Genomic DNA, 15,858 nt, shown 5'->3' with positions numbered 1-15,858 from the left:
GGCGCGCGAGGACAGCTGCGCATCGCCTGCGCGGACAGCATGTTCGCGAGCCTGCTCGCGCCGGTGCTGCGCGCCTGGCATCGCCGCCGTCCCGGCGTACACGTCGTCCTGGCCGAGTTGTCCAGCGCCGACGCCATGGCCGAGATGGTGTCCGCGGGGACGGCCGATCTGGCCCTCGGGCCGCGGCCGTCCCGCTGGGAGGGCCACCTCGTGGTGATCGGAACCGAGGAGATCGTCGCGGTATCGCCATCCGACGCCGAAAAGGACACGGCGACGATCACCTTGGCGGACGTCGCCGCGCGACCGGTGGTGCACTACCACTCCGACAACGGCCTGGGCTCCTGGCTCGACGACATCGCCGCAGGGCAGGGTGTGGCGCTGACCGCGGCCACCAGGACCCGTCAGGCCACCACCGCCGCCCAGCTGGCCGCCGCCGGTCTCGGCATCGCACTGGTGCCGACCAGCGCGCTGCCGGCCACGTTCGCCGGCGCCGTCCGCAGCCTGCGGCCGCCCCTGCTGCGCGAGGTGGTCGGCCTCACCGCGACGCCGAGCGATCCGCTCGTTCGCCGGTTCCTGGAAGACCTGCGCCGCCGCGGTGTCCCGGTCCCGAGCCCGATCGCCGCCCAGTTGACGACGCGGGAGTGAGGCGGTGGGTCAGTGCTTGCGCACCACGCGCTCGCCTTCGCCCGGCTTCCAGATGGTGATGTCGAGGTGGTCGCCCGTGACCTCGACCGTCGAGGCGCCGGTGAGATCGGCGACGTAGAAGTGGTCGAACTCCTGGCCGCGGATGTCGAAGCCGGTCTCGTCGAACAGGTGCTGCGCGAAGCGGGCGTGCACGGCACGGTCGGGCAGGTCGACGACGGCGCCGAAGAGTTTGGCGTCGCCGTCGGACACGTTCGTGTCCACCGTGGCGGTGTGCAGGCAGAAGCGCGGATCGCGGGCCAGATCGCGGAACTTGGTCGTGCCCGGCATTCCCGCGAGTACCAGGAAATCCTCGAATACGCGCGGCTCGATCGGACTGATCCGCGGCGATCCGTCGGAACGGATGGTGCCGAGCATGCAGAGATTGCCCGCCGCACGGTGCCTGCGCAGGAAGATCTCGGCGACGTGCGGTGCTTCTTCGGTGAACCGGCTCCAAGTGGTCATGGCGACGACGGTACGGCGAATACCTGCCATCTTCTGTCCAGGTTTCCGGCTAGTCTCGCCTGCGTGCGCGCGAGTCGATTGGTGCAACTGCTTCTGCTTCTGCAGACGCGGGGCAGGCTCACCGCGCCCGAACTGGCCAGGGAACTGGAGGTGTCGGTGCGCACCGTCTACCGCGACGTCGAGGCCCTCTCGGCGGCAGGCGTCCCGGTCTACAGCGAACCCGGCCGGGCCGGTGGCGTGCGGCTGATGGACGGCTACCGCACCCGGCTCACCGGCCTGACCACCGAAGAAGCCGACGCGGTGCTGTTGACCGGCCTGCCCGGCGCCGCCGCCGATCTCGGGCTCGGCACCGTGCTTGCCACCGCGCAGTTGAAGGTGCTCGCCGCGTTGCCGCCGGAACTGCGCGGGCGCGCGACGCGCATCGCCGAGCGGGTACTCGTCGACGCGCCGGGCTGGTTCCACCGGCCCGAGGAGACGCCGATGCTCGCGACGATCGCCGACGCGCTCTGGCGCGACCGCAGGCTGCGGGTGCGCTACCGCCGCAACGACAAGGTGGTCGAGCGCCTGCTCGATCCGCTCGGTCTGGTGCTCAAGGCGGGCACCTGGTACCTGGTCGCGCGTAGTGGATCCACTCCGCGCTCGTACCGGGTCGGCCGAATCCTCGCCGCCGACCCGACCGGCGAAACCTTCACCCGCCCGGCGAAATTCGATCTGCGAACACACTGGACCGAAGCCGCCGACGATTTCGCGCGCTCGATGCTGCGCGTGCGGGCGCGCTGCCGGATCGCCGCCACCCACCTGCCCTTGCTGCGGCTGACGAACGAGCCCGCGGCGGTCACGGAGGCACTGGCCTCGGCGGGGCCGCCCGATGCCGAAGGGTGGGTCGAGGTGGTGGTCCCGTCGGAGTCCTACGAGGTGCTCGCCCACGGACTGCTACCCCTCGGCGAGCACGTGGAGGTGCTGGAACCACCGCAGTTGCGCGCGCGGCTCGCGGCGACCGCCGCCGCCATGCACGCGCGCTACTCCGGGAGTCCCTTGTAGTGTCTGTCCACCGACATCACGAAACCCGCATCCGGCTCGCCCCTGCGCAATCCAGGCCCGATGCAAGCCGAAGCCGAGCCACCTATGACGCCTGAAGCCGAAGTCCCTCTGATCGGAGGGCGAATCACCCCCGGCGTCGTCCGTATCGGTGACACGGTCCGACGACCCACCACCGCCTCCTCAGCCTTCGTCGCCGAGTTGCTCACGCACCTTCGGCAACGCCGTTTCACCGGCGCACCGCGTTACCTCGGACTCGACGACGCCGGCCGCGACACTTTCGGCTACCTGCCCGGGTGGGTGCCGGAGAAGTTCCAGCGTTGGACGGATACCCAGGTCGCCGCGGCCGGGGCCCTGCTGCGTTCGCTACACGAGGCAACCCGGGACAGCGGCCTCACGGCAGGCCGACCGGTCGTCTGCCACCACGACCCCGGCCCGAACAACACCGTCTTCCAGAACGCCCGCCCGGTCGCCTTCATCGACTTCGACTACGCCGCCCCCGGTGATCCGCTCGAAGACTTCGGATACATGGCTTGGACGTGGTGCGTCTCCTCGAAGTCCGACGCACCACCCGCCTCCGCCCAAGCAGCGCAGGTGAAAATCCTCGCCGACGCCTACGGCCTCACCACCGCCGAGCGAGCCGACGTCGTCGACGCGATGCTCGACCGCCAGATCCGCAACGCACGCTGGTGGACAGAACGTCGGAGCAACCTCGGCGATCGTGGCGCAGGCGCCGAGCAGATCGCCGCCCGCATCGCCTGGTCCCAGCGTGAACACACCTACACCCGCAGCCATCGCGCCGCCTTCGTAGCGGCACTGCGACAAGACGAATGATCCGGACTCGAGAGTGCCGCTGGACCGGATAGCCCGGCGGGACAAGCGGAATCGCCGGGTTCCCTCATCGGACGCACTGCTCACCGATTGTCCGCAGCCGCCGGGTGATGTCCGTCCCCGCTGTGCCCTGCGGACGGGCCAGGTCAGCGAAGGTCGCGGAAGAACTCGCGCACGTCCGAGATCAGCAGGTCCGGCGCCTCCATCGCCGCGAAATGCCCGCCGCGGTCGAACTCGGTCCACCGGACGATGTTGTGCGCGTCCTCGGCGAGTTTGCGGATGGACATGTCGCCGGGGAAGATCGCCGCCGCGGTAGGGACGTCGGATTTCCGCGTCGGAGCGCCCCAGGCCGCGGATTCGCTGTAGAGCCGCAGCGAGGAGGCGAAGGTCCCGGTGAACCAGTACAGGCTGACGTTGGTCAGCAGCGCGTCCCGGCCCACCGCGTGGTCGGGCAGTTCGATCGCCGGGTCGGTGTACTGCCGGAACAGGTCTGCGATCCAGGCCAGCAGCCCGGCGGGTGAGTCCTGGATGCCGATCGCCAGCGTCTGCGGGCGGTTCGCCTGCACGGTCGCGTAGTCGTAGCGGGCGTAGCTGTCCGGACCGGTCAGCGTGGCCAGCTTCGCCTGATCCTGCGCGGACCATTCCGCCTGAGTCCCGAACTCGTCCGCGCCTACGGCGTCACCGCCGTCCCAGGATGGGATCGTGATCGGGCCGTTCACGTGCAGGCCTATCAAGTGCTCGCGATCGATATGGCCGAGGTGAGCGGCGATGAAGTACCCCGCGTCGCCGCCTTGGACGCCGTAGCGGTCGTAGCCCAGACGCGCCATGAGGGCCGCGACCACCTCCGCGAACCGCTCGGTCGAACCGGCACCCGGGTCGGGTGCCACCGTGGAGAACGCGAAACCCGGGAGCGAGGGAACAACCAGGTGGAACGCGTCGGCCGGGTCGCCGCCGTGCGCACGGGGATCACTCAACGGTCCGATCACCTCGAGGAACTCGGCGAACGACGCGGGCCAGCCGTGCCCGAGCACCAGCGGCACGGCCTCTGGCTCCGGTGAGCGGACGTGCAGGAAATGCACTCGCTGCCCGTCGATCTCCGTGACGAACTGCGGCAACTCGTTCAACTCCGTTTCCACTGCGCGCCAGTCGAATTCGGTGCGCCAGTACTCGGCCAGCGGTCGCAGGTAGGACGCCCGCATGCCTTTGTCCCAGCCGACGCCGGGCAGGTCGCTCGGCCACGACGTGGCGGCGAGGCGGCTGTGCAGATCATCGATCTGCTCCTGCGGGATGGCGATACGGAACGGGCGAATGTCCGGTTCAGTGGTCATATCGGCCACGGTAGAAAGCGCTTAGGACGGGATTGTTCCTAAGTCCCGGGCATGCTGGCGTCATGCTGCAAACATCGGCCCGCCTGCTCCGACTGCTGACTCTCTTGCAGACCCGGCCGGACCGGACCGGCGCCGAACTCGCCGAACGGCTCGGCGTCACCGGCCGCACGGTGCGCCGCGACGTCGATCGGCTGCGCGAACTCGGCTACCCGATCCACGCCACCCGGGGCGCCGCCGGGTACCGGCTCGGCGCGGGGGCAACGCTGCCGCCGCTGCTGCTCGACGACGACGAAGCGGTCGCGGTGGCGGTCGGCCTGCGCGGCGGCACCGTGACCGGGCTCGAGGAGGCATCGCTGCGCGCGCTGACCAAACTCGAGCAGGTACTGCCGCCACGCCTGCGCCACCGGGTCCGCACCCTCCGCGGCGCCACGCTGCGCGTCGGCGCACCGGCGCCACGGGTCAGGCCGGACACGCTCATGGCCATCGCCGAGACGTGTCAGCGCCACGAACGGCTCAGGTTCGACTATCGCGCGCACAGCGGCGCGCTCGGCCTGCGCACCGTCGAGCCGCACACCCTCGTGCACTTCAGCAGGCATTGGTATCTGGTCGCCTGGGATGTCGACCGCACCGATTGGCGCACCTTCCGGGTGGACCGGATCACCCCGCGGATTCCGACCGGTCCCCGCTTCACACCGCGGGAGCCACCGGAAGGAGATGTCGTGGCATACCTTTCGATGCGGCTGTCGGCCCACGCGTGGCCGCATCAGGCGACAGTGCTGCTGCACCGATCGGCCGATGACGCCGCCGCGCGCGTGTGGCCCGGCGCGGGCGTCGTGGAGGCCGTCGACGAGCATAGCTGCCGCCTGCACGTCGGGAGCGAGACCCCCGAACAGCTGGTCTGGATGATCACCTCCGTCGATCTCGACTTCACGGTGCTCACCGGCCCACCGGAACTCATCGATGCGCTCCGCGACCAGGCCGCCCGCTGCGAGCGCGCGGTAGGCGACTTCGCGCCGCGACGGACTAGCAGCGCCAATCCAGGACCGCGGCGAACGACCTGAGTTGCACCGAGTCGGGGATCGCCCGCACCACGGCGTTCCGCAGCGCGACCGCGGGCGGAAACGACAGCTGCGCCACCGCGCCGATCCGGCGCGAGCGCGACGCGATCATCCTGGTGCGCGGCCTGCGTTCCCGGTCGTAGCCGGTCGGATCGCCGTCGCGGGTCACGACCCGGGCCAGCACCACGGCGTCCTCCAGCGCCTGGCAGGCGCCTTGCCCGAGATTGGGCATCATCGCGTGCGCCGCGTCGCCGACGAGCGCGATCCGTCCCGCCACGAACGTTCGCAGCGCGGGCAGGTCATAGAGATCGTGGCGCAGCACCTCGGCGTCCCCCGCCGCGGCGAGCAGGGCGGGGATCGGCTCGTGCCATCCACCAAACCGGGCGCGCAACTCGGCGAGCCCGCCGTCCGCCGTACCCGCGGGCATGTTGGCGGTGGCGAAGCAGTAGACCCGGCCGTCGGAGAGCGGCGCGTACCCGAAACGCTCACCGCGCCCCCAGCTTTCGCCCATCTCGGTGAGCGGCCTGCGCGGCGTGACGATCAGACGCCAGGCGGTGTATCCGCCGTAGCGGGGCCGTATCTCGCCGCAGACCGCGCGGCGCACCACACTGCGGATGCCGTCGGCCCCGACGACGACGTCCCCGCCGGATGTCCCGGCCGAGTGCACCACGGTGCCGTCGGCCCGAGCCTCGGCCACGGTGACACCGGTGCGCAGCGCCTCCGCCGGAATGGCCGAGCGCAGGACGTTCACCAGGTCCGCGCGGTGCAGCATGATCGGGCTGCCGTAGCGCGTCCGGATCGCGTCGGCGTCCATCCTGGTGAGCCACCGCCCCGCGCGGTCACGAATTCCCGCCTGCCTCTGCTCGACCGCCCGTGCCCGCACCTCGTCGCCGAGGCCGAGCGCGTCGAGCGCGCGAAGCGCGTTGGGCCACAGGGAAAGTCCCGCGCCGACCTCGGTGATCTGCGCAGCCCGCTCGAGCACTTCGACCCGCCAGCCCCGGCGCAGGAAGGCCACCGCGGTCGCCAGACCACCGATGCCACCGCCCACGATGACCGCCTCGGACATCGTCTCCCCTTTCTCCTGGCCGCTCGGCGAGCAGCTGACCCAAAGCTACTACGCATGTAGTGCGACGGCGTCGCGCTGTAACAAGCGTCACTACCGCTGTAGTATCGAATGATGTCCAGCAAGCGCGAACTCGTCTTGGACGCGGCGATCGAGCTGCTCGGCTCCCGCGGGATCCGAGCCCTGACCCACCGCGCGGTCGACGAGGTCGCGGGCATGCCCGCCGGATCGGCGTCCAATTACTTCCGCACCCGCGCGGCGCTGCTGACCGGGATCGCCGAGCGACTCGAAGCTCGCGACTACGCGGATTGGGAGGCGCTCAACCGGCAACCCGCGCCCGGCAGCATCGACGCGCTCGTCGACGGCATGGCGGCCTTCGTCGTCCACGCGGTGCGGACCGACCGCACGCGGACGCTGGCGCGCTACGCGCTGTTCCAAGAGGCACAGACCGCGCCCGCGTTGCGCGAGACGGTGCGCGGCGGCCACCGCAGATTGACCGAATGGGCCGCAGGCCTGCTGGCGGGGGTCGGCGGCGATCGGGCGACGACGCAGATCTTGGTCGGCCAGCTCGAGGGCATCATCCTGCACCAGTTGGTGGACCCCACACCGGATTTCGATCCGCGTCCCGCCCTGGACCGGTTGGTGCGCGCCTTGATCGCTTCGAACAACTGACGCCGGGACGTAAGCGCGTGGCCTCGCGAATCGCTCCACTCCGGCCGCAGTTCCCCCAGCGCCGCCGGGGATCGCCGCCGCCCTCAGAAGAACGTGTGCAGCAGATCGACCACTCTCGGCGCGGGAGCGTCAGCGTCATCGATCACCGGGATCAGCCGCCATTTGTCGAAGGCGGTGCACGGATGAGACAGACCGAGCCGCACGACCGCCCCGATGGACAACTCGGTGGCGGCCCCGCCGGGGAGGCGGAGGAAGGCGTGCTGGTCGTTGAGCGCGGAGACCGTCGCCTCCAGCGCACCGCCCAGCGGCCCCGCGACGCGTTGCGGAATCGGCATTCCCTCGTCGAAAGGCAGATCGCGTCTGCCCGCGTCCAGCAAGGCGAGACCGGGCTCCGGACGCGAGAGAGTGCGTGCCCAGCCGTGCATCGCCGAGCGCAGCGGTCGCGCGCACCCGGGAGCCGCCAGTGGCGACATGCTCGCGTAGAAGCCGTCGTCGTGGATGACATACGCGCCCGAGCGCAACACGACCGTCGTCGCGACACCCTCCCTGCCCTGCTCGTCGGACAGCGGGGCGAGGTACTCGAGCGCCAGCTCCGGGTAGGCGCTGCCACCCGCGGTGACCACCGCCGGACCGCGATATCGCCCCGCCGCGGCCAGTTCCCGGTGCAGCCGGGCGATTTCGCCGAGGTAGTCGCGCACCGCGCGGATGCCGGTCGCGGTGCGGTCGTGCGCGAGCGCGCCCTCGTAACCGCCGACCCCGGCGAGCGTGAGCCGCGACGCCGCCTCGATCGCGCGCGCCACCGCATGCGCCTGTTCCACGGTGCGTGCGCCGGTTCTGCCGTGCGGGCCGCCGAGTTCCACCAGCACCCGGATCGGCTCCGAGTCGGGAGCCGTGCGCAGGTGCGCGTCCATCAGCGCGACCGTTTCCACGCTGTCGGCCCAGCAGTAGAACTCGAAGGACGGATCACGCGCCGATTCCGCCGCGACCCATCGCAATCCGACCGGATCGACCAGCGCGTTGGCCAGCAGCACTCGCGCGACGCCGAAGGATCGCGCCACCTGCGTCTGCCAGACGGTGGCCAGGGTGATGCCCCAGGAACCGGCGGCCAGCTGATCGGCCCACACCTGCGGCGCCATCGTGGTCTTGCCGTGCGGCGCCAGCCGCACGCCTGCCGCGCGCACCCAATCGGCCATGACCGCGATGTTCCCGGCGACGGCCGCGCGGTCGACGGTGAGCACCGGCGTCTGCAACTGGTCCAACCCCGGCGCGGCATCGCGCAATTCCCGCACGGTCCGCCCCCAGAACGCGGGCGGCATGCCCTTGTGCTCGGGACCGATCCGGCGGTCCGCCAGCGCCGCCACCGCTGCTTCGTCGATCGACACGACGTCCTTCCTACCGGGCCACGGCCCTTCGGCGGCTAGCCCGAGTTGCGCAGCGCGGTGGCCAGGCCGTTCATGGTCAGCAGGATGCCGCGTTTCACCAGTTCGGAATCGTCCCCGGCGCGCAGGCGGCGCAGCAGCTCCACCTGCATCTGGTTGAGCGGCTCCAGGTAGGGGAAGCGGTTGTGGATGGACTCGGCCAGCGACGGGTTGTCGGCGAGCAGATGATCGTTGCCGGTGATCGCGGCGTGCATGCGGACGGTGCGGGCGTGTTCGTCGCGGATCATGCCGAAGATCTGCTCCCGCAACGCCACGTCGTCCACGAGTTCGGCGTAGCGCGCGGCGATGTCCAGATCGCTCTTGGCCATCACCTGCGCCAGGTTGGACAGCACCGTGCGGAAGAACGGCCAGCGGCGGTACAGATCCGCCAAGGTGGCCAGGCGCTCCGGGTCCCCGTCGATCCACTCCTCCAGCGCGCTGCCGGTGCCGTACCAGCCCGGCAGCATCACCCGCGACTGGCTCCACGACATCACCCACGGGATGGCGCGCAGGTCCGCGACCGAATTCGTCGGCTTGCGCGAGGCGGGCCTGCTGCCGATGTTCAGATCGCCCACCTCGGCGACCGGCGTGGACTGCCGGAAGTACTCGACGAATCCGGGCGTCTCGTGCACCAACCGCGCGTACGCGGCGCGGGCGCGGGCCGCCAGATCGTCCATGATGCCGTAGGACGGCTCGGCGTCGGCGCCGAGGCCCTCCACGTCCAGCAGCGTCGACTCCAGGGTGCCCGCGATCAGCGACTCCAGATTGCGGTGCGCCGCACCGGGTTCGGCGTATTTCGCGGCGATCACCTCGCCCTGCTCGGTCAGCCGCAGCGAGCCGCGCACCGCCCCGGCAGGCTGGGCGAGGATCGCGTCGTAACTGCGGCCGCCCCCGCGGCCGACCGTGCCGCCGCGGCCGTGGAACAACCGCAGCCGGATGCCGGTCTTGCGCGCGACCTCCACCAAGTCCAGTTCGGCCCGGTACAGCGCCCAGTTGGCGGCCAGGTACCCGCCGTCCTTGTTGGAGTCGGAGTAGCCGAGCATCACTTCTTGGCGCATGCCCTGCGCGGCCACCAGATCGCGATAGACCGGCACTTCCAGCGCCGCGGACAGCGTGTCCGCGCCCGCGCCGAGGTCCTCGATGGTCTCGAACAGCGGGACGATGCCCACCGGGCAGCTCGGCGGCCCGTCCGGCTCCCCGGGGTCGAGCAGCCCGCCTTCCTTCAGCAGCAGGGCGGCTTCGAGCAGATCGCTGACCGACGTGCACATGCTGATGATGTAGTTCGGCACCGCCTCCGCGCCCAGCGTGTCCACCACCTCCCTGGCGGCGCGGACGATGCCGAGCTCCTTGCCCGCCAGTTCGCTCAGCCGTGCGTGCGGGCCGAGCAACGGGCGGCGGGTGCGCAGCTCGGCGGCGAGCAGTTCCACCCGGCGCGACTCCGGCAGGCTCCCGTAGTCGGGGTGCACCCCGGCCCAGGCCAGCAGTTCGGCGACGACCTGCTCGTGCACCTCGGAGTTCTGGCGCATGTCCAGGCTCTGCAAATGGAAGCCGAACGTCTCCATGGCATGGCGCAACGCGGCGAGGCGATCGTCGGCGAGCAGGCCGTCGCCGCTGCGCCGCAGCGAGGCATCGATCGCGTCCAGGTCGTCCAGGGCGGCCTGCGGGGTCGGGTAGGGCCGCGCGCCGGTATCCAGCCCGTTCGGCGGAACCTCCCCGAGCGCCGTCAGCGCGGTGGCCGTCAGCCGGGCCCGGACATGGTGCAGCGCACGGCGATACGGCTCGTCGGCGTGCGCCGCCGGATCGGGGTATCCGGTCTCGGCGAGCGCGGCGACCTCGGGCGTCACGGTGACCAGCCGGGCCGACAACGACAGCGTCTTCTCCAGTTCCACCAGCTCGCGCAGGTAGCGCTCGAACGCCACGCCCGCGGCGCGGTAGGCGGCCTGCCGCACCACCTCGGCGGTGACGTACGGATTTCCGTCGCGATCGCCGCCGATCCACGAGCCGGGACGCAGCATCGGGCGCGCCAGCAGCTCGACTTCTGGCCACCGCGAGCGCAGCGCGGCGCGCACCTCGGCGTTGATCGCCGGGATCACGTCGAAGAGGGTCAGGTCGTAGTAGCGCAGACCCACCGAGATCTCGTCCTGGATGCGCAAGCGGGCCAAGCGGATCAGCGCGGTGCGCCACAGGCTCAGCACTTGGCGCCGGATCCGCCGCTCCAGATCGGCTCGCTCGCGTTCGTTCTCGGCATAGCGCTGGCGCAGGCGCATCAACTCGGTGATCCGGGCCTGCGCGTCGAAGACGGTGCGGCGGCGCGTCTCGGTCGGGTGCGCGGTGATCACCGGCGACACCAGCGCGTCGGCCAGCAGATTCGCGACCCGGTTTCCGTCCAGCGCCGCCGCGTCCAGCTTGCGATAGGTGGCCGCCAGCGACGAGTCCTGCGGCGGTTCGCCCGCCGTCTCGTGCGCGACGCGGCGGCGGTCGCGCTGGATGTCCTCGGCCAGATTGGCCAGCAGCACGAAGTAGCTGAACGCGCGGATGAGCGGAAGGGCCACCGCGATGTCCACGCCGTCCAGCATCTCGGCGACGGCGCTGCGGCCGACCTCCTCGCGGCGCACCCGGAACGCTTCGATGCGCACCCGCTCGATGAGGTCGAAGACCTCCGGCCCCTCGTGGTCGCGAATGGTGTCACCGAGCACGCCACCGAGAAACCGGATGTCGTCGCGCAGTGGCCGGATGGCGTCCTGTTGGGTCTCGCTCATCGTTTCACCCATGATCAGACAGTATTGCCCTCCGGCAGGCGAGGGTATGCGACGCGGCCCACACCGGCCGCGCCCGGCTCAGCCGGGAAGTTCGGAGAAGCGCAGGTGGTTGCCCCACGGGTCACGGAACCCGCAGTCCCGGACGCCGTACGGCTGCGAGATCGGCTCTTGTGTCACCTCCACTCCGGCATCGCGCAGCCGGGCGAACGTGGCGTCCACGGCATCGGTGGTGAAGATCAACGTGCCCTGCGCCCCGTTGGCCAGCCGGGCCCGCGCCGCCGCACCGGCCGCCTCGTCCGGCACCATCTCGGGGGTTTCCAGAATGAACTCGATGCCCGGCTGCTTCACCGGGCCGACGGTCAGCCACCGCCCACCGGCGAACGGCAGGTCCGCGCGCACTTCCAGGCCGATCACGTCGCGATAGAACTCGAGGGCCTTGTCCTGGTCACCGACCAGCACGCCGATGTGGGTGAGGGCGAGGTCCGCGCCGTTGCTCATAGTGTTGCTCCTTCGTCGTCAGGGCCGGGCAACAGTACAGACGACGCCCGCGTGGAGAATTCATCGGTTCCCGCGAGACGACCGCGACGGCCGTGCCGCCCTCAGCCCGCGTCCCGGGCGGTGAGGTGATCCGCACGGTGCAACAGGACTTGTTCGAGCAGCGCGACCAGTACCTCCTTGACCGAGTCACGCTGCCTGGCATCACATTCCAGCACCGGGATCCAGTCGTCGAGTTCGAGCGCCTCCCTGACCTCGCCGAGGTCGAAGCGGGCGCCGCCGTCGAAGCGGTTCACCGCGACGACGAACGGCGTGCCGCGCGCCTCGAAGTAGTCCAGTACCGGGTAGCAGTCGTCGACGCGGCCGGTGTCCACCACGATCACCGCGCCGAGCGCACCGTCGACCAGGTCGTCCCACAGGAAGACGAAACGGTCCTGGCCCGGCGTGCCGAACAGGTACAGCAGCAGTGCGCTGTCCAGGGTGATGCGCCCGAAATCGAGGGCGACGGTGGTCTGCGTCTTGTCGTCGCGGTGCCCCGCGTCGTCCACGCCGACGGCCATCTCGGTCATCGCGGCCTCGGTCACCAACGGCTCGATTTCGGAGATGGCTCCGATGAATGTCGTCTTCCCGACGCCGAAACCACCGCTGACCACGATTTTCACCGAGGACGGCATGGTCGGCGTTCGCATGTCAGAGTGCCCGGACAAGGTCTCTGATCCTCTCGATGGCGGCGGCGGTGAGCTGATCGGCGGAGCGCACGGTCACGTGCCCGGTGGCGGCCAGGTCGCTGACCACGACCTTGGCGACCCCGATCGGGACGCCCAGCGCGGTGCCGATCTCGGCGATGGAGTGCGGCCGCTGGCACAACCGCACGAGGGTGCGCTGCTCGAAGCGCAGCGGCGCGGACAGCGCGGCGGGTTCGGCCCGCACCAACGTCTCGATGCGCAGTCCCTCCAGCAGCGGCGTGGTGCGCCCGGCGGTGACCACGAAGGGGCGCACGAATCGGTCGTCGCCGGAGGCGGTTGCGTGTCTCATCGGCGCAGCGACTCGCGCAGTTCGGCGATGAGCGCGGGATCCAGCAGCGCACCCGCGCGCTCGGCCAGCACCGCCATCTCGTAGCCGACCAGGCCGACATCGCACCCGCTGTCGGCGATCACGCCGAGACAACTGCCGTCGCCCATGGCGGAGACGAGCAGGAACCCGCGCCGCATCTCGATCATGATCAGCTTCAGGCCGTCGAAGGAGTAACTGCGCGAGGCGCTGCGGGCGAGCCCGACCAGCCCGGACACCATGGCGGCGAGCCGGTCGGCCGAGGCGCGGTCCAGTCCGTCGGACATGGCGATCAACAGGCCGTCCGAGGACACCGCGACGGCCTCGCGCACACCGTCGGTCTCGCGGACGAAGTTGGCCAGCATCCAGTTGAACGTGTACGGGTCGGTGCTCGATATGGGGGTGGTCACCGGATCTCCTCTGCCATGGTCGCGGCGGGCTGGATTTCGGTCGCCGCCTCGGCGGCGCGGACGCGGTCGTCGCGCGAGGCGGCGTGCCGTGCGGGGGCGCCACGCTGATGTCCCGTTCGGAAGGACGACAGCATGCCGCGGATCTCCTCGGGTGAGCGCTCGACCGCGGGGGCGGGCTCCGGCCGGGGCGCCGTATCGGGCCGCATGCCGGTGGCGGCGGCACGGGCCTTCTTGTTGCGTTTCACCAAGCCGTTCTTGGTGTGCCGCGCCGCGGGTTCGCCCGGCGCCGGAACCGATTGCCCTGGTGCGCGGTGCGATTCGGTGCGACCCGCGCTCGCCGCGGGCTCGGTCCGTGCGGAAACGAATTGGGTGTAGGCCGACGACCCGGCGCTCATCGCAGGAGCCGGTGGGCGGCCGGCGCCGGTCGAAGACGGCCGCGAACCGATCGCGGACCCAGCGGTATCGCCCGCTGTGGCAGCGTGGGAGGTGGATGCGGTCGGCCGTCCGCTCTCGGCGCTTGCCGAGGGCTCGGCGAGGTCGGCGCGCGGTTCCGGCTCGGTCTCGACCATGCCGGGCGGCAGGGTCAGACGCGCGACGATGCCGCTCACCGGCGAGACACTGAGTTCAACGCCGATACCGAGCCGCTCGGCGAGCCTGCCGACCACGTAGTGGCCGAGATGGCGGGTCGGCGCGACGACGAAGTCCTGTTCGCCGCGCAGTCGCGCGTTGGCCTGGGCCAATTGGTCTGCGGGCATGCCGACGCCGTGGTCGACCACCGCGAGCAGGTACCCGTTCGGCCCGGCGCGCCCGTAGATCTCCACCTCGAGATCCGGCGGGGAGAACGCCAGGCCGTTCTCGATCAGCTCGGCGAGCATGTGCGCCAGCTCGCTGGCGGCTGCACCGGCGACCAGCGCGTCGTCCATCCGGCGCAGCACCACCCTGCGATAGTCGTCGACCTCGGACAGGCCGGCGCGGATCACGTCGCTCAGCGGTATCGGTTCCGCCCAGCGGCGCGGGCTCGCCTCGCCGACCAGCACCAGCAGGCTCTCGGCGTTGCGACGCATCCTGGTGGCGAGATGGTCGAGCTCGAACAGGTTCGACAGCGCCTTGGGATCGAGTTCCTCGCGCTCGAATTCGCTGATCAGCCCGAGCTGGCGGCGCACGAGGTTCTGGTTGCGGCGGGCCAGGCTGACCATCGATTCGGTGGTGTTGCGGCGCACCAGCGCTTGCTCCGACGCGAGGTCGAACGCGGTGGACTGCACCCGGTCCAGCGCGCGGGCCACGGCGGCGATCTCGACGCTCGCGCCCGGCGGCTCCCGCACCGGGGCGGGCGGATCCGGCGGGCGGGTGTCGTCGCCGGTGCGCCAGGCCGAGATCACCTCGGGCAGCCGCCGACCGGCTACGTCGTCGGCGTCCTCGGCCAGCGCCGCCAGCGGCCGGACGATCGCGCGCACCGCGGCGACGACCAGCGCCACCTCCAGCGCGATGGCCGCGAGGGCGGCGAGGACGAACGCGCCGAGGATCACAGCGGCGTTGCGCCGCAGGACTTCCGCGCGCTGCCGCACGTCCGCGCCGACCGTCTGCTGCACGGTGCGCTGCTCGTCGATGACCGCGGTCATCCGGGCCCACCAGGCGATCGAATCGACCGGGCGCGCCAGCGGTCCGCCGCTGGAGGCGATCGCGATGTTCTCCGCTTCCGTAGCCACGACCGCGTCCGCGCCGTCCAGCACGGCGTCCAGGCGTGCCTGCTGTGCCGCGGTCGCGTCGCGGGCGAACGCCGCCAGACCGGCCAGCTTGGCCGCCCGGATGTCGAGGAACTGCACGTACTCGCCCGGCCCGAAGGCGTCCGCGGCGAAGACGCCGTTCAGGAAGCCGCGCTCGCGAGCCGTCTGCTCCTTCGCCTCACCCAGCGCGTACAGCGCTTGCAGCCCGTGCCGGACCACCGGGTCGGCGGCCTGGTCGAGACCGAGGGACAGGTGGTTCAGCGCGTCGATGGCGTCGGTGTAGTACTGGAACGCCGCCTGCCGGGAGGTACGCCGCTCGTCGATCCTGGAGCGCGTCGCGTCCAGATCGGTGAGCGACCCGGCGGCCTCCCGCACCCGCTCCGCGCCCGGCGGGCCGTCCGCCACCGCCTGCCGCAGAGCGCGCAAGGCGCGGTCGACCGTGCCGCGCTGGTCGTCGACCGGTTGCCGCAAGCGCTGGTCGCCGCCGAGCAGGCCATTGGTCAGGCCGCGCTCGCGCTGGGTCTCGTGCACCAGGTCCTGCACCGCCAGCGCCAGCGCCACCGCGGCCGCCGTGTCCCGGCTCTTCCGGTACGCGTCGACCTCGCGCGCCACCATCGCGCCCAACAGCGCGAGCACCAGAACGAGCGAGACCACGAGGATGCGGGACAGCTGCCCGCGAATGGTGCGCGGGCGCACAATTCCGCTGCCGGACACCTGGCGTTCATCATCGGAAGTGCGAAGCGGGAGAACCGGTGTGCCGCCGGAATTCTCCGGTCGTCCAGGTGACCGCACCACCCTCTGCTCCTCCGATCAGCCGCCGCGCCCGCTCCACAGCGAGCACCCGGAAATCAAGGGCAAACTGTCAC

The 15,858-nt window shown here is 71.1% G+C and carries 15 protein-coding genes; 5 read left to right on the top strand and 10 right to left on the bottom strand.

Annotated features, from left to right (window positions below; genetic code table 11):
- Positions 1–645, top strand: a 645-nt coding sequence (locus ON21_RS10015; protein WP_039797401.1) for a LysR family transcriptional regulator substrate-binding protein, incomplete at its 5' end; no start/stop codon positions are given.
- 9 nt (positions 646–654) lie between these two features.
- Here the strand turns inward: ON21_RS10015 and ON21_RS10010 are convergent.
- The gene (locus tag ON21_RS10010; protein ID WP_039797352.1) at positions 655–1,146 is read right to left on the bottom strand and encodes a pyridoxamine 5'-phosphate oxidase family protein; all 492 of its coding nucleotides are present in this window, start codon (positions 1,144–1,146) and stop codon (positions 655–657) included.
- Between the two features lie 63 nt (positions 1,147–1,209).
- On the opposite strand from ON21_RS10010, the gene ON21_RS10005 reads away from it, so the two are divergent.
- Together ON21_RS10005 and ON21_RS10000 are read left to right on the top strand one after the other, a co-directional pair.
- A complete protein-coding gene (locus ON21_RS10005) occupies positions 1,210–2,187 on the top strand; it encodes a helix-turn-helix transcriptional regulator (protein ID WP_039797350.1) in 978 nt (325 codons plus the stop codon).
- A gap of 84 nt (positions 2,188–2,271) precedes the next feature.
- Positions 2,272–3,018 (top strand): aminoglycoside phosphotransferase family protein, encoded by a 747-nt coding sequence (locus ON21_RS10000; RefSeq protein ID WP_039797348.1) that lies wholly within the window; start codon positions 2,272–2,274, stop codon positions 3,016–3,018.
- Positions 3,019–3,161: 143 nt separating this feature from the next.
- On the opposite strand, the gene ON21_RS09995 is transcribed toward ON21_RS10000, so the two are convergent.
- Positions 3,162–4,343 carry an epoxide hydrolase family protein gene (locus tag ON21_RS09995; protein WP_039797346.1) on the bottom strand — a complete coding sequence of 394 codons (1,182 nt, stop codon included), beginning with the start codon at positions 4,341–4,343 and terminating at the stop codon, positions 3,162–3,164.
- Positions 4,344–4,405: 62 nt separating this feature from the next.
- On the opposite strand from ON21_RS09995, the gene ON21_RS09990 reads away from it, so the two are divergent.
- A complete protein-coding gene (locus tag ON21_RS09990; RefSeq protein ID WP_039797345.1) occupies positions 4,406–5,404 on the top strand; it encodes a helix-turn-helix transcriptional regulator in 999 nt (332 codons plus the stop codon).
- On the opposite strand, the gene ON21_RS09985 is transcribed toward ON21_RS09990, so the two are convergent.
- Positions 5,367–6,467: an FAD-dependent monooxygenase gene (locus tag ON21_RS09985; protein WP_039797343.1), complete on the bottom strand. Its 1,101-nt coding sequence runs from the start codon at positions 6,465–6,467 to the stop codon at positions 5,367–5,369. The two genes, ON21_RS09990 and ON21_RS09985, sit on opposite strands and share 38 nt — an antisense overlap.
- 111 nt (positions 6,468–6,578) lie before the next feature.
- Between ON21_RS09985 and ON21_RS09980 the strand changes: the two genes are divergently transcribed.
- Positions 6,579–7,136 carry a TetR/AcrR family transcriptional regulator gene (locus ON21_RS09980; protein WP_039797341.1) on the top strand — a complete coding sequence of 186 codons (558 nt, stop codon included), beginning with the start codon at positions 6,579–6,581 and terminating at the stop codon, positions 7,134–7,136.
- Positions 7,137–7,219: 83 nt separating this feature from the next.
- Here ON21_RS09980 and ON21_RS09975 read toward each other — a convergent pair whose 3' ends face one another.
- The 7 genes from ON21_RS09975 to ON21_RS09945 all read right to left on the bottom strand — a co-directional run bounded on the left by ON21_RS09975 (position 7,220) and on the right by ON21_RS09945 (position 15,706).
- Positions 7,220–8,512, bottom strand: a complete 1,293-nt coding sequence (locus ON21_RS09975) for a type III PLP-dependent enzyme domain-containing protein (RefSeq protein ID WP_444543662.1) — start codon at positions 8,510–8,512, stop codon at positions 7,220–7,222.
- Between the two features lie 41 nt (positions 8,513–8,553).
- Positions 8,554–11,313, bottom strand: a complete 2,760-nt coding sequence (gene ppc / locus ON21_RS09970) for a phosphoenolpyruvate carboxylase (RefSeq protein WP_039797397.1) — start codon at positions 11,311–11,313, stop codon at positions 8,554–8,556.
- A 78-nt stretch (positions 11,314–11,391) separates the two neighbouring features.
- The gene (locus tag ON21_RS09965) at positions 11,392–11,811 is read right to left on the bottom strand and encodes a VOC family protein (protein ID WP_039797338.1); all 420 of its coding nucleotides are present in this window, start codon (positions 11,809–11,811) and stop codon (positions 11,392–11,394) included.
- Positions 11,812–11,912: 101 nt separating this feature from the next.
- Positions 11,913–12,497 carry a GTP-binding protein gene (locus tag ON21_RS09960; RefSeq protein WP_039797336.1) on the bottom strand — a complete coding sequence of 195 codons (585 nt, stop codon included), beginning with the start codon at positions 12,495–12,497 and terminating at the stop codon, positions 11,913–11,915.
- 1 nt (position 12,498) lies between these two features.
- Positions 12,499–12,843 (bottom strand): DUF742 domain-containing protein, encoded by a 345-nt coding sequence (locus tag ON21_RS09955; RefSeq protein WP_039797334.1) that lies wholly within the window; start codon positions 12,841–12,843, stop codon positions 12,499–12,501.
- The gene (locus tag ON21_RS09950) at positions 12,840–13,268 is read right to left on the bottom strand and encodes a roadblock/LC7 domain-containing protein (protein WP_039797332.1); all 429 of its coding nucleotides are present in this window, start codon (positions 13,266–13,268) and stop codon (positions 12,840–12,842) included. The genes ON21_RS09955 and ON21_RS09950 overlap by 4 nt, the downstream gene beginning before the upstream one ends.
- Positions 13,265–15,706 carry a sensor histidine kinase gene (locus ON21_RS09945; protein ID WP_051020611.1) on the bottom strand — a complete coding sequence of 814 codons (2,442 nt, stop codon included), beginning with the start codon at positions 15,704–15,706 and terminating at the stop codon, positions 13,265–13,267. The genes ON21_RS09950 and ON21_RS09945 overlap by 4 nt, the downstream gene beginning before the upstream one ends.
- Positions 15,707–15,858 lie beyond the last annotated feature (152 nt).

Origin of the sequence: Nocardia araoensis NBRC 100135, from assembly GCF_000308435.1 — a bacterium.
In the GTDB taxonomy this organism is placed as follows: domain Bacteria; phylum Actinomycetota; class Actinomycetes; order Mycobacteriales; family Mycobacteriaceae; genus Nocardia; species Nocardia araoensis.
Note: the sequence above shows the minus strand (reverse complement) of the source record. Positions and strands in the feature narration are given on the sequence as shown.